The organism is Pseudomonas sp. EZ-C24 (assembly GCF_014525325.1).
Taxonomy (GTDB): domain Bacteria; phylum Pseudomonadota; class Gammaproteobacteria; order Pseudomonadales; family Pseudomonadaceae; genus Aquipseudomonas; species Aquipseudomonas shirazensis.
The window spans coordinates 95,601-108,631 of record NZ_JACDIU010000034.1; the positions used below are offsets into that span (position 1 = coordinate 95,601).

The window sequence follows — 13,031 nt, forward strand, 5'->3', positions numbered from 1 at the left end:
GGCACGGCAATGCGCGAATCGCTGCAGAAGATGCTCGACAAGGGTGTGGATAACTCACTGTTGCGTTTCGGCCTGGGCAAGGCCTGGCTGGATGAGGGCAACGGCGCCGAGGCGGCGGTGCATCTGGCCCGCTGCGTTGAGCTGGACCCGAAGTATTCGGCGGCGTGGAAGCTGTTGGGCAAGGCTTATCAGCTGAGCGGTGATCTGGCCGCGGCGCGGCAGGCGTGGGAACAAGGGACTGAAGCGGCGCGGGCGCATGGCGATAAACAGGCCGAGAAAGAGATGGCGGTGTTTTTGAAGAAATTGAACAAAGCCTGAGATTGCCGGGGCTGCTGCGCAGCCCTTTCGCGACACAAGGCCGCTCCTACAGTTGACCGCGTCCCTCTGTAGGAGCGGCCTCGCGTCGCGAAAGGGGCGCGAAGCGCCCCCAAAATCTCAATACCAGCGCTGTTCCCCAGCCGGACGCTTCTTGAAGCGCTTCATGCTCCACATATACTGGCTCGGATACTCGCGCACATAACGCTCGACCACCTTGCTCATGGCCGCCGCCGACACCGTTACATCGGTGCTGTACATCTCCTCGGGCGCCGCCTCGAGAATTACCCTGAACCCAGAACCATCCGGCAGCCGCAGCGCATGCAGGAACACCCCGACCGCCTTGCCGCCAGCCAGCATGTTCGGCACAAACTTGCTGGTCAGCGCCTGGGTGCCGAGGAACGGTACAAATACCCCAGCCGACTCGGCCGGCTCCGGGTCAGCCGGAATCCCCACCTGGCCACCACGGCGCACTTCCTTGATCACGCTGAGGATGCCTTCCTTGGTCGACGGCGCCACACGGTTGCCCATCTGCACGCGCTGCTCGCGAAGCAGGTCATCGACGGCCTTGAGCTTGGGCGGGCGGTAGAAAATGATCGGTTTGCACTGGCTGCAGTAGAAGTGGTTGAGCACTTCCCAGTTGCCCAGGTGGCTGGTAATGCCGACTACGCCCTTGCCTGAGGCCAGGGCGGCCTCCAGCACTTCCAGGCCCTGCACTTCGTGGACGAGGTCCAGCGAACGCTGAGGCGGCCAGATCCAGGCGCAGGCGCTTTCGACAAACGACTTGCCAATATCGCGCAGGGCGCGGCCGACCAACTGCTCGCGCTCGGCCGGGTCCATCTCCGGAAAACACTTGGCCAGGTTGATCCGCACCACGTTGCGCGAACCGTTGGGTATCTTCCACATCAGCCAGCCAATGCCGGCGCCAACCCGTTGCACCGCGCTCCAGGGCAGCTTGGCAAACAGGCGCAGCACCCCGACCATCAGGGCGCCCTTGAACTTTTCCACAGGCGAATTCCTTATTTCAGCAAGCGCGCATTGTACCCGCTCAGCGCGCCAAGGCGGCGTAGCGATCGCAGTCGGTGGTGTGGTCCATGACCATCCCGGTGGCCTGCATGAACGCGTAGCAGATAGTCGGACCAACGAACGTGAAGCCGGCTTTCTGCAACGCCTTGCTCATCGCCTTGGCCTCGTCGGTGACTGCCGGCATCTCGCTACGGTCGATGAAGTGGTTGATCTTCGGCGTGCCGCCGACAAACGACCAGAGCCACTCGGCCGGGTTATCCACAGCCAGCCAGGCCTTGGCATTACGCCGCGCCGCGTTGAGTTTGAGGCGGTTGCGGATGATCCCGGCATCGAGCATCAATTCCTCGATGCGCTCATCGCTCATCTGCGCCAGTTGCACCGGGTCAAAGTCATACATGACCTGGCGATAGCGCTCGCGCTTGCGCAATACGGTGATCCAGGACAGCCCGGCCTGGAACCCTTCGAGCAAAAGCATCTCGAACAGCAACGCCGGATCGCGCTGCGGCGTTCCCCACTCCTGGTCGTGGTAGGCCTGGTACAACGGATCGTCGGTACACCAAAAGCAGCGTGGCATAAGGCTCCAATCAGTAGAGGGCGAGGCGAATCGGGTTATACTCCCGCTCTTTACATCCGCATCCCCAGATACAGGTGAATTTCGTGAGCCAGCCTACGCCAGCCGTGCGTACCTTCCAAGACCTCATCCTCGCCCTGCAGAAGTACTGGGCTGAGCAAGGTTGTGTGGTACTTCAGCCCTACGATATGGAAGTAGGCGCCGGCACTTTCCACACCGCGACCTTTTTGCGCGCCGTCGGCCCAGAAACCTGGAACGCCGCCTACGTGCAGCCAAGCCGTCGGCCTGCCGACGGACGGTATGGTGAAAACCCCAACCGCCTGCAGCATTACTACCAGTTCCAGGTGGTCCTCAAGCCTAACCCGGCCAACTTCCAGGAACTGTACCTGGGCTCGCTGAAAGCGATCGGCCTCGACCCGCTGGTGCACGATGTGCGCTTCGTCGAAGACAACTGGGAATCGCCGACCCTCGGCGCCTGGGGTCTGGGTTGGGAAATCTGGCTGAACGGCATGGAAGTGACTCAGTTCACCTACTTCCAGCAAGTCGGCGGTCTGGAGTGCTACCCGGTCACCGGCGAAATCACCTACGGCCTCGAGCGCCTGGCGATGTACCTGCAGGGCGTTGATTCGGTGTACGACCTGGTCTGGGCTGACGGCCCGTTCGGTGTGGTCACCTATGGCGACGTGTTCCACCAGAACGAAGTGGAGCAATCGACCTACAACTTCGAGCACGCCAACGTTGACAAACTGTTCGAGCTGTTCGACTTCTACGAAAGCGAAGCCAACCGCCTGATCAAGCTCGACCTGCCGCTGCCGACCTATGAAATGGTCCTGAAGGCGTCGCACACCTTCAACCTGCTCGACGCCCGCCGCGCCATCTCGGTGACCGAGCGCCAGCGTTACATCCTGCGCGTACGTACGCTGGCTCGCGACGTGGCGCAAAGCTACCTGCAAGCCCGTGCCCGCATGGGCTTCCCGATGGCGACCCCTGAACTGCGTGACGAAGTGTTGGCTAAGCTGGAGGCTGCACAATGAGTGCTCAAGATTTTCTGGTTGAACTGGGCACCGAAGAGCTGCCACCCAAAGCCCTCGCCAGCCTCGGTGACGCGTTTTTGGCCGGTATCGAAAAAGGCCTGCAGGCCGCTGGCCTGAACTACGCCGGCAAGAGCGTGTATGCCGCGCCGCGCCGCCTGGCAGTGCTGATTCGTCAGCTCGACGTGCAGCAGCCTGACCGCTCCATCAACGTCGATGGCCCGCCCATGCAGGCCGCGTTCAACGCCGAAGGCCAGCCAACTCAGGCGGCCCTGGGCTTTGCCAAGAAGTGCGGCGTCGACCTCAGCGAGATCGACCAGAGCGGCGCCAAACTGCGCTTCTCGCAGCACATCCCGGGCAAGGCTACTGCCAGCCTGCTGCCGACCATCGTCGAAGATTCGCTCAACGACCTGCCGATTCCCAAGCGCATGCGCTGGGCGGCCAGCCGTGAAGAATTCGTGCGGCCAACCCAATGGCTGGTGATGCTGCTCGGTGAGCAGGTGGTCGATTGCACCATCCTCAAGCAGCAAGCCGGTCGCGAGTCGCGTGGGCACCGTTTCCACCACCCGGAAAACGTGGTTATCAGCGCGCCTGCCAACTACGCCGAAGACCTGCGCAAAGCCTACGTGCTGGCCGATTTTGCCGAGCGCCGCGACTTGATCGCCAAGCGCACCGCAGAGCTCGCCCTGCAGCAGGAAGGCACGGCCATCGTGCCGCCGGCGCTGCTCGATGAAGTGACTGCGCTGGTCGAATGGCCGGTGCCGCTGGTGTGCTCGTTCGAGGAACGCTTCCTTGAAGTGCCGCAAGAAGCGCTGATCACCACCATGCAGGACAACCAGAAGTACTTCTGCCTGCTCGACAGCGACGGCAAGTTGCTGCCGCGCTTCATTACCGTGGCCAACGTCGAGAGCCGTGACCCGCAGCAGATCGTGCTCGGTAACGAAAAGGTCGTGCGTCCGCGCCTGACCGACGCCGAGTTCTTCTTCAAGCAGGACAAGAAGCAGCCGCTGGCGACCTTCAACGAGCGCTTGAAGAACGTGGTGTTCCAGGCCCAGCTGGGCAGCGTCTACGACAAAGCCGAGCGCGTCTCCAAGCTGGCCGCCTACATCGCCCCACGCATCGGCGGCGACGCCCAGCGTGCGGCGCGTGCCGGCTTGCTGTCCAAGTGTGACCTGGCCACCGAAATGGTCGGCGAGTTCCCGGAAATGCAAGGCGTTGCCGGCTACTACTACGCCATGAACGACGGCGAGCCGGAAGACGTCGCCCTGGCCCTGAACGAGCAGTACATGCCGCGCGGTGCTGGCGCGGAACTGCCGCAGACCCTCACCGGTGCTGCCGTGGCCATTGCCGACAAGCTCGACACCCTGGTCGGTATCTTCGGCATCGGCATGCTGCCAACCGGCAGCAAAGACCCGTACGCCCTGCGTCGCGCTGCCCTCGGCGTGCTGCGCATTCTGATAGACAAGCAGCTGGACCTGGACCTGACCGACGCCGTGAGCTTCGCCGTCAACCAGTTCGGTAGCAAGATCAAGCCAGCCGGGCTGTCCGAGCAGGTCCTGGAGTTCATCTTCGACCGCCTGCGTGCGCGTTATGAAGACGAAGGCATCGACGTCGGTACCTACCTGTCGGTACGTGCCCTCAAGCCAGGCTCGGCGCTGGACTTCGACCAACGCGTACAGGCCGTGCAGGCGTTCCGCCAACTGCCTGAAGCCGGGGCCCTGGCCGCGGTCAACAAGCGTGTGTCGAACCTGCTGAGCAAGGCTGAGGGTGCGATCTCCGAGCAAGTCGAGCCGAAGTATTTCGACAATGCCAACGAGTTCTCGCTGTACTCGGCGATCCAGCAGGCCGACCAGGCTGTGCAACCGATGGCCGCGGCCCGTCAGTACCGTGAGTCGCTGGCCCGCCTGGCAGCGCTGCGTGACCCGGTCGACGCCTTCTTCGAGGCAGTGATGGTCAACGCCGAAGATGCCAAGGTCCGTGCCAACCGCTACGCCCTGCTCAGCCGCCTGCGCGGTCTGTTCCTGGGTGTGGCCGACATCTCATTGCTGGGGTAAGCCTTGAAACTGCTGATTCTCGATCGTGACGGGGTGATCAATCACGACTCCGACGCCTACATCAAGTCGCTGGAGGAGTGGATCCCCATTGCCGGCGCGATCGAGGCCATCGCGCAGTTGAGCAAAGCGGGCTGGACGGTGGCGGTGGCCACCAACCAGTCCGGCATTGCCCGGGGCTACTATTCGCTGGACACCCTCGAGGCCATGCACACGCGCTTGCGCGAGCTGGTGGCCGAGCAGGGTGGCGAACTGGGCCTCGTCGTGTACTGCCCGCATGGTCCGGACGAGGGCTGCGCCTGTCGCAAACCGAAGCCGGGCATGCTCGAGGCAATCGCTGCCCATTACCAGGCAGAGCTGCCTGGCGTATGGTTCGTCGGCGACAGTAAAGGTGACCTGGAGGCCGCCCTGGCCGTCGGAGCACAACCGGTGTTGGTGAAAACCGGCAAAGGTGAGCGCACCCTGAGCAAGGGCGTCGCTGCAAGCACGCTGATTTTTGACGATCTGGCCGCTGTCGCCAGAGCACTTATCTAGACTGTCCGCCGCCTGGCGCACAGTTCATTAGGCGGGCACGACCCGCAACGGTACATGCCACTATGTCGATCCTGCAGGCGATCAGAATCTTTCTTTTTTACCTGCTGCTGGGCACCAGCTCGTTGCTCTGGTGCACCTTGAGCTTCTTCATCGCGCCGTTTCTGCCGTTTCAAAAGCGCTACCGCTTCATCAACGTCTACTGGTGCCGCTTTGCCGTGCGCCTGACCGAGGTGATGCTGGGTATCCGCTACAAGATCACCGGCGCGGAGAACGTGCCAGCGACCCCGTGCGTGATTCTGTCCAATCACCAGAGCACCTGGGAAACGTTCTTCCTGTCGGCGTACTTCCAACCGCTGAGCCAGGTACTCAAGCGTGAGCTGCTGTATGTGCCGTTCTTTGGCTGGGCCATGGCCATGCTGCGGCCGATCGCGATCGACCGCGACAACCCCAAGGAAGCCTTGCGCCACGTTGCCAAGAAGGGCGACGAGCTGCTCAAGCAAGGCGTGTGGGTATTGATCTTCCCTGAGGGTACCCGTGTCCCGTATGGGCAGATCGGCAAGTTCTCCCGTGGCGGTACGGCCTTGGCGGTGAACGCAGGCCTGCCGGTGCTGCCGATTGCGCATAACGCCGGCCGTTACTGGCCGAAGTCTGGCTGGGGCAAGCAGGCGGGGGTGATCGAGGTGGTGATTGGCGAGCCGATGTATGCCGAAGGCAGCGGGCCGCGGGCCATTGCTGACCTGAATAACCGCGCTGAGGCGTGGAATCAGGAGACCCAGCGGGCGCTGGGTGCGCTGCCTCCAGTGGCTGAAAGCAGCGCCGCAGACAGCTTGGAAAATTGTGGATAACTTGTGAGCAACTTTTCAAATGATGCTTAGAGATTGACTCTAAGTGATTGAAATTTATAGCTATTTATCTATGTGACAGTTTTTCGAAAACCGTGCATAAGTTTTTTTCGTGATTGAAAACGGGGGCTGCTGTGCAGCCCCCGGCTGTTTCAGATCAGACCTTGTCCAGGTCCACATCCTTGGTCTCTTTCAAACAGAATATCCCCACCACCAGGCTCACCCCGGTTATCAACACCGGGTACCACAGCCCATAGAAAATATCCCCGGTATACACCACCAGCGCGAACGATACGGTCGGCAGGAACCCACCGAACCAGCCGTTACCAATGTGGTACGGCAGAGACATCGAGGTATAGCGGATCCGCGTCGGGAACAGCTCGACCATCACCGCCGCCAGCGGGCCATAGGTCATGGTCGCGATCAGGATCATCGCTACAATCAGCGCTACCACCATGAACTCGTTGACCTGCGCAGGATCGGCCTTGGCCGGATACCCCGCCTGGGTAATCGCCGCACGCATTGCCGCTTCGTCGAAGCCGGTGATGGCCGTGTCGCCGATGTTCACCACGACATCACTGCCAGTCGCAGCAGCCGAGCTGTACGGCAGGCCCTGCTTGACCAGGAAGGTCTTGACCTTGTCGCACGGGCTGTCGAAACGCGCTTTGCCGACCGGGTCGAACTGGAAGGTGCAGCTGGCTGGGTCAGCCATCACCACAATGGGCGACTGACGGCTGGCGGCGTCGATCTGTGGGTTGGCGTAATGGCTCAGGGCCTTGAACAGCGGGAAGTACAGGACGGTTGCCAGCAGCAGGCCAACCATCAGGATCGGCTTGCGGCCAATGCGGTCAGACAGCCAACCGAAGAACACGAAGAACGGCGCGCCGATCACCACGCTGATGATCAGCAGAGTGTTGGCCTGGGCCGGGTCCATCTTGAGCATCTGGGTCATGAAGAACAGCACATAGAACTGCGCCGTGTAGAAGGTTACTGCCTGACCGGCGTTGATGCTGAACAGTGCCGTCAGGACGATCTTGAGGTTGCTCCAATTGGTGAACGACTCACGAATCGGCGACTTGCTCAGCTTGCCCTGCGCCTTCATTTTCACGAAGGCTGGCGACTCGTGCATGCTCATGCGGATCCAGGTGGAAATCCCCAGCAGCACAATCGACAGCAGGAACGGCAGGCGCCAGCCCCAGGTTTCAAACTCATCACCGCTGATGTAGCGGCTACCCAGTACCACCAGCAACGACAGCAGCAGGCCCAGGGTCGCGGTCGACTGGATGAAGCCGGTATGGAAACCGCGCTTGCCGGGCGGTGCGTGCTCGGCCACGTAAGTTGCCGCGCCACCGTACTCGCCGCCCAACGCCAGGCCTTGGAGCATGCGCAGAATCACCAGGATGATCGGCGCCGCGATACCAATGCTGGCATAGGTAGGCAACAGCCCGACCGCGAAGGTCGACAAGCCCATCAACACGATGGTGACCAGGAAGGTGTATTTACGCCCGATCATGTCGCCCAGGCGGCCGAACACCAGCGCGCCAAACGGCCTGACCAAGAAGCCCGCAGCGAATGCCATCAGGGCGAAGATGAACGCCGTGGTGTCGTTGACCCCCGCAAAGAACTGCTTGCTGATCACCGCCGCCAGAGCGCCGTACAGAAAAAAGTCATACCACTCGAAAACCGTCCCGAGGGATGACGCGAAAATGATCTTTCTTTCCTCGCGACGGCTGGTAGGGCTCGCCGCTGCTCCCTGCTCTTGAATGTAATCAGACATCGTTGCTGTCCTCGGCCCGCAGGCCACAGTGATTATTCTTGTTGTTCCACTGCCGGCAGGCCCTGATCACCAGCCGCCGCTTGTTGCACGCACCTGGTCAGGGCGTCGGTATTGCGCTTGCGTCGCTGAGGTAGGTTTGGGTTGCAGCTCCTTTGAGAATCAGTTGCGCCGCTTTCTCGGCGATCATCAGTGTCGGTGAACAGGTATTGCCGGAAACAATCTGCGGCATGATCGAGGCATCGGCCACGCGCAAGCCTGGGATGCCGTGCACACGCAGTTGATGGTCGACCACATCGAGCGTGCCGCTGCCCATGCGGCAGGTGCCGACCGGGTGGAAGATGGTGGTGCCGATCTTGCTCGCAGCCTCAAACAGCTCTTCTTCAGTGTTGAGCGCAGCGCCCGGCAGGTACTCGACCGGGTCGAAGGCGGCGAGGGCAGGTGCCTGGACGATGCGCCGGGTCATGCGAATGGCATCGGCGGCAACACGCAGGTCTTGCGGGTCGCTCAGATAGTTAGGGTTGATCACAGGCTCGGCATGCAGATCGGCCGAGCGAATATCGATGCGCCCGCGGCTGGCGGGGCGCAGATTGCACACCGACGCGGTGAACGCCGGGAAGCGATGCAGCGGCTCGCCGAAGCGCTCCAGTGAAAGCGGCTGGACGTGATATTGCAGATTGGCGCTGGCCTGCTCGGGGCTGGAGCGAACGAACGCGCCGAGCTGACTGGGCGCCATCGCCAGCGGGCCGCTGCGGTCGTATAGATAGCGCAGGCCCATGCCCATCTTGCCCCATAGGCTGTTGGCCATCTGGTTCAAGGTACGGGTGTTGCGGATCTGGTAGATCAGGCGCAGCTGCAGATGGTCCTGCAGGTTGCCGCCCACACCAGGCATGTCATGGCGTACGCCGATGCCGAGATCTTCAAGCAGCTTGCGCGGGCCGATGCCGGAACGTTGGAGGATACCCGGTGAACCGACCGAGCCTGCGCAGAGGATAATCTCCCGCCGCGCCTGAAACTCGTGCCACTCACCCTGCCAGCGAGCTTTGACCGCCGTAGCACGGGTATTGTCGAGCAGCACCTGGTCAACTTCGACGCCAGTGAGCAGAGTCAGGTTGGGCCGCTTGAGGATTGGCCGCAGAAAGGCTTTGGCCGCATTCCAGCGTACGCCGCTGCGCTGGTTGACCTGAAAGTATCCACAGCCTTGGTTGTCGCCGGTATTGAAGTCGTCGACCTTGCCAATCCCGCTCTGCTCGGCGGCATCGCGGAAGGCGTCGAGGATCGGCCAGCTGTAGCGCTGCTGTTCGACCCGCCATTCGCCGTCGGCGCCGTGGCTGTCGCTGCTGCCGGCATAGTGATTCTCGCTGGCCTTGAACAGCGGCAGCACGTCTTTCCAGGCCCAGCCGTCGTTGCCTTGTTCAGCCCAGCGATCGTAGTCGCTGGCCTGGCCGCGCATGTAGATCATGCCGTTGATCGACGAGCAGCCGCCGAGCACCTTGCCGCGCGGATAACCCAGGCTGCGGCCGCCAAGGCCCGCTTGCGCCTCGGTCTTGAAGCACCAGTCGGTGCGCGGGTTACCGATGCAATAGAGGTAACCGACCGGGATGTGAATCCATGGATAGTTATCGCGCCCACCCGCTTCGAGCAGCAGCACCCGGCAGGATGGATCGGCGGACAAACGGTTGGCCAGCAAACATCCGGCTGGGCCAGCGCCTACAACGACATAGTCGTAGGCAGAATCGGCTGATGGCATGTGCGACCTCGGGCCTGATTATTATTCTTGTCGCTTTTGATCTTAGTGCGTAATTTCGCTAAGGAAACACGAGTTTTCGCTCAACCGCTGTGCGTTTTAGCACAGCCAATATCAGCCGTTTCCTAAGTAACCTGACAGCCGCTCACAGTTATGCACAGGGATAAGCATGTTCGACTGGAATGATCTGAGGTTCTTTCTCGAGTTGCAGCGCAGCGGCCGTCTGCTGACTGCAGCCAAGCGCTTGAACACCACCCACAGCACGGTGGCGCGGCATATCGAGGGCATCGAAAAGAGCCTGGGCACAGCGCTGTTCGTTCAACATGCACAGGGTTACGAGCTGACGCCGTCTGGCCAGGCACTGCTCAAGCATGCCGAAGCGATGGAGAACGTCGCGCTGTTGGCGCAGGAAGAGATCACCCAGGCGATAACGCCGCTGGGCAAGATCCGCCTGGGTGTCACCGAAGGCATCGGCATCATGTTCTTCACCCCACGCATGCGCGCCTTGTTCGAGCGCTATCCGGGCCTGGAAGTCGAACTGGTGGCGGTGCCGCGCTTCGTCAGCATCCTCAACCGCGAGGCAGAAATCAGCATTCATCTGGAACGGCCCAATGCCGACCTGTTGATAACTCGCAAGCTCACTGACTATCGGCTGGCGCTCTACGCCAGCCCCGAGTACCTCGAACGCTCACCGGCGCTGAACAGTCGTGAGGATCTGGCCCGTCACAGTTGGATTGGCTACGTCGACGATCTGCTGTTCAGCCAGGAGCTGCTGTTTCTCAACAGTTTCTGCCGTGCGCCGAATGTGATCTTTCGCAGCACCAGCGTCATCGCTCAGCAGCAGGCCGCACGCGCCGGCCTAGGCATCGCTGTGCTGCCCAACTACATGGCCAGGCATGATCCACAGCTGCGCCGGGTGCTGCCCAGCGAAACCATCCAGCGCAGCTACTGGATCTGCACCCGGCGCGAGTTGCACAAGTCAGTGCGCCTGCGGGTAGTCTGGGATTACCTGCTGGCGCTGTGTGCAGCAGAGCAGGCCGAACTGCTAGCCGAGTAGGCCCTTGCTCGCCAGCAGCAGCGCTGCGCCGATGCCGACCACGGCAAACACCTGCTGCAAGCGCGGCCCAGCCAACTTGCCGGCCAGTGGGCGCGCCAGTAGCAGGCCCGTCACCGCACCTACCGCGAAGGGTGCACCTACCTGCCAGTGCATCACCCCGGCGACGCTGGCGCTGACTACGCTGCCGCAGGCAACCAGCGCGATCACCGCCAACGAGGTGGCGACAATGCTCTTCATCTCCAGGTTGGTATAACGGCTGAGCGCCGGAATGATGACGAAGCCGCCACCGACGCCCAGCAGTCCCGACAGTAAACCCGCCACACCGCCAGTCACGGCCAGGGCACGTGCGCAGGGCAGGGTCCAGCGCAGCCGCCCCTTCATAGGGTTGAGTACGCAGGGCATGATCTGGCGCTCGCCGCATGGCGACTCACCACGTAACTCGCGCGCCGCCTTGCGCCAGATGCGCAGGCAGGCATGGATCAGCACCGCGGCGAACACCAACGCCAGCGGTGCGTTGGGCAACCGATGAGCGAGCATCAAACCGAAAGGTGTTGCGCAGATACCGATCAGCGCAATGAACAACGCCGCGCGATAACGCACCAGGCCCTGGCGCAGCCCGAGCAGCGCACCGACTGACGCCGCCAGGCCGACGGCCAAAAGGCCAACTGGCGCCGCCTCGACCATATTCAAACCCAGCCCGAATACCAATAAAGGCACTGCCAGAATGCCTCCGCCAGCACCGGTCAACGCCAGTACCGCTCCGATGATAGCGCCCAGCGCTGCACCCAGCACTTCGATCACGATTGCTTCTCGGTGCCGGCAGGTTGCGGCCGCGCCAGCCATTCACGGCCTTTGAGCATCCCATGCCAATACAGCGCAGGGAGCAGCTTCACCTTGAGTAGCCAGGCCAGCCGAGTAGGCTGCCGGCCGTCGAGCAACCACTGCGCAAAGCTGGGTGCCAGCGTACCGCCGTATTTGAATTCAGCCAGGACGATCTTGCCGCGCTCCACGGTCAACGGGCATGAACCGTAACCGTCATAGTGCGCGAGGGTAGGCGACCGGCCGAGCGCTACCAGCACGTTGTTGGCCACCACCGGCGCCTGCTTGCGCGCAGCCGCGGCAGTCTTGGCGTTACTGGTATTGATCGCATCACCCAGGCCGTGCACGTTGGCGAACTGCCGATGGCGCAGAGTGAACGGATCGACATCCAGCCAGCCCGCGCCATCCGACAGCGGGCTGCTGCGGATGAACTCGGGCGCTACTTGCGGCGGCACCACGTGCAACATGTCGAAGGGCTCGACTCGCGTCTGCGTGCTGCCATCGGCCAGGCTGTGGATAAACGTCGCGCGCTTGCCCGGACCATCTACTGCCACCAGGCGGTGTGAATAGTTGAGATCCACCGCGTACTTGTCGATGTAGGCCATCAATGCGGGCACGTAGTCAGCAACGCCAAAAAGTACCGGACCCGAATTGTAGAAGCTGGCCTTGATGGCACCCAGGCGCTCACGCCGCAGCCAGTGATCACACGAAAGGTACAACGCCTTCTGTGGGGCCCCCGCACACTTGATGGGCATCGGGGGCTGGGTGAAGAGGGCGCGGCCTTGCTTGAGGTTCTGGACCAATTGCCAGGTGTAAGGTGCCAGGTCATAACGGTAGTTGGAGGTCACACCGTTGCGCCCGAGGGTTTCCGTGAGGCCCTCGATTGCCTGCCAGTCGAGAGTCAGGCCGGGGCAGACCACCAGCTGTTCGTAACTGATGATTCGGCCGTCCTCCACAACCACGCTTTGCGCTGCGGGATCAAAACTAATCACCCGCGCTTTTATAAATCGCACGCCTTTGGGGATGGCGCGGACCATGCTGCGCGCGGTGCTGGCAGCGCTGAATACACCAGCGCCGACCAGGGTCCAGCCGGGTTGGTAGTAGTGCACCTCAGCAGGGTCGATCAACGCAATATCGAGCGTCGGATCACGCTTGAACAAACTGGCGGCGGTGGCAATCCCCGCAGCACCAGCGCCGACGATCACCACCTTGTGATGGTCGATGCGCGTGCTATTGGCTGTGGATGGCAAGGCAGGCATGCGGG

General features: G+C 62.0%; 12 protein-coding genes. 6 read left to right on the top strand and 6 right to left on the bottom strand.

From position 1 onward, the window contains the following. The first annotated feature begins 9 nt into the window (after positions 1-9). Positions 10-318 (top strand): tetratricopeptide repeat protein, encoded by a 309-nt coding sequence (locus tag IDM28_RS22655; protein ID WP_188036917.1) that lies wholly within the window; start codon positions 10-12, stop codon positions 316-318. Between the two features lie 117 nt (positions 319-435). Here IDM28_RS22655 and IDM28_RS22660 read toward each other — a convergent pair whose 3' ends face one another. Together IDM28_RS22660 and IDM28_RS22665 are read right to left on the bottom strand one after the other, a co-directional pair. After that, on the bottom strand, positions 436-1,323 hold the full coding sequence (locus IDM28_RS22660; protein WP_101322766.1) for a lysophospholipid acyltransferase: 888 nt from the start codon (positions 1,321-1,323) through the stop codon (positions 436-438). 40 nt (positions 1,324-1,363) lie between these two features. Continuing rightward, the gene (locus tag IDM28_RS22665) at positions 1,364-1,915 is read right to left on the bottom strand and encodes a DNA-3-methyladenine glycosylase I (RefSeq protein ID WP_101322767.1); all 552 of its coding nucleotides are present in this window, start codon (positions 1,913-1,915) and stop codon (positions 1,364-1,366) included. 83 nt (positions 1,916-1,998) lie between these two features. Between IDM28_RS22665 and glyQ the strand changes: the two genes are divergently transcribed. From glyQ to IDM28_RS22685, 4 genes are all read left to right on the top strand, one after another. Then, on the top strand, positions 1,999-2,946 hold the full coding sequence (gene glyQ, locus IDM28_RS22670) for a glycine--tRNA ligase subunit alpha (RefSeq protein ID WP_101322768.1): 948 nt from the start codon (positions 1,999-2,001) through the stop codon (positions 2,944-2,946). After that, on the top strand, positions 2,943-4,997 hold the full coding sequence (gene glyS, locus IDM28_RS22675; RefSeq protein ID WP_101322769.1) for a glycine--tRNA ligase subunit beta: 2,055 nt from the start codon (positions 2,943-2,945) through the stop codon (positions 4,995-4,997). Before glyQ ends, glyS begins: the two co-directional genes overlap by 4 nt. A 3-nt stretch (positions 4,998-5,000) precedes the next feature. Further along, on the top strand, positions 5,001-5,528 hold the full coding sequence (gene gmhB / locus IDM28_RS22680; protein ID WP_101322770.1) for a D-glycero-beta-D-manno-heptose 1,7-bisphosphate 7-phosphatase: 528 nt from the start codon (positions 5,001-5,003) through the stop codon (positions 5,526-5,528). Positions 5,529-5,590: 62 nt separating this feature from the next. Further along, positions 5,591-6,373, top strand: a complete 783-nt coding sequence (locus tag IDM28_RS22685) for a lysophospholipid acyltransferase family protein (RefSeq protein WP_101322771.1) — start codon at positions 5,591-5,593, stop codon at positions 6,371-6,373. Positions 6,374-6,527: 154 nt separating this feature from the next. On the opposite strand, the gene IDM28_RS22690 is transcribed toward IDM28_RS22685, so the two are convergent. After that, on the bottom strand, positions 6,528-8,147 hold the full coding sequence (locus tag IDM28_RS22690) for an MFS transporter (protein WP_101322772.1): 1,620 nt from the start codon (positions 8,145-8,147) through the stop codon (positions 6,528-6,530). A gap of 97 nt (positions 8,148-8,244) precedes the next feature. Continuing rightward, positions 8,245-9,894 (bottom strand): GMC family oxidoreductase, encoded by a 1,650-nt coding sequence (locus tag IDM28_RS22695; RefSeq protein ID WP_188036918.1) that lies wholly within the window; start codon positions 9,892-9,894, stop codon positions 8,245-8,247. A 166-nt stretch (positions 9,895-10,060) separates the two neighbouring features. Between IDM28_RS22695 and IDM28_RS22700 the strand changes: the two genes are divergently transcribed. Next, complete coding sequence (locus IDM28_RS22700) at positions 10,061-10,948, top strand: LysR family transcriptional regulator (RefSeq protein ID WP_101322774.1); 888 nt, start codon at positions 10,061-10,063, stop codon at positions 10,946-10,948. Here IDM28_RS22700 and IDM28_RS22705 read toward each other — a convergent pair. Together IDM28_RS22705 and IDM28_RS22710 are read right to left on the bottom strand one after the other, a co-directional pair. Further along, positions 10,937-11,791, bottom strand: coding sequence for a sulfite exporter TauE/SafE family protein (locus IDM28_RS22705; protein WP_188036919.1), 855 nt, complete (start codon positions 11,789-11,791; stop codon positions 10,937-10,939). The genes IDM28_RS22700 and IDM28_RS22705 overlap by 12 nt on opposite strands. Beyond that, on the bottom strand, positions 11,746-13,026 hold the full coding sequence (locus tag IDM28_RS22710) for an FAD/NAD(P)-binding oxidoreductase (protein ID WP_188036920.1): 1,281 nt from the start codon (positions 13,024-13,026) through the stop codon (positions 11,746-11,748). The genes IDM28_RS22705 and IDM28_RS22710 overlap by 46 nt, the downstream gene beginning before the upstream one ends. Positions 13,027-13,031: the final 5 nt, after the last annotated feature.

Excerpts from the sequence above, each read along its gene's own strand:
- IDM28_RS22700 (WP_101322774.1), top strand. The coding sequence starts at position 10,061 with ATGTTCGACTGGAATGATCTGAGGTTCTTTCTCGAGTTGCAGCGCAGC.
- IDM28_RS22655 (WP_188036917.1), top strand. The coding sequence starts at position 10 with ATGCGCGAATCGCTGCAGAAGATGCTCGACAAGGGTGTGGATAACTCA.
- IDM28_RS22710 (WP_188036920.1), bottom strand. The coding sequence starts at position 13,026 with ATGCCTGCCTTGCCATCCACAGCCAATAGCACGCGCATCGACCATCAC.
- glyS (WP_101322769.1), top strand. The coding sequence starts at position 2,943 with ATGAGTGCTCAAGATTTTCTGGTTGAACTGGGCACCGAAGAGCTGCCA.
- IDM28_RS22690 (WP_101322772.1), bottom strand. The coding sequence starts at position 8,147 with ATGTCTGATTACATTCAAGAGCAGGGAGCAGCGGCGAGCCCTACCAGC.
- IDM28_RS22705 (WP_188036919.1), bottom strand. The coding sequence starts at position 11,791 with ATGGCTGGCGCGGCCGCAACCTGCCGGCACCGAGAAGCAATCGTGATC.
- IDM28_RS22665 (WP_101322767.1), bottom strand. The coding sequence starts at position 1,915 with ATGCCACGCTGCTTTTGGTGTACCGACGATCCGTTGTACCAGGCCTAC.
- IDM28_RS22695 (WP_188036918.1), bottom strand. The coding sequence starts at position 9,894 with ATGCCATCAGCCGATTCTGCCTACGACTATGTCGTTGTAGGCGCTGGC.
- IDM28_RS22685 (WP_101322771.1), top strand. The coding sequence starts at position 5,591 with ATGTCGATCCTGCAGGCGATCAGAATCTTTCTTTTTTACCTGCTGCTG.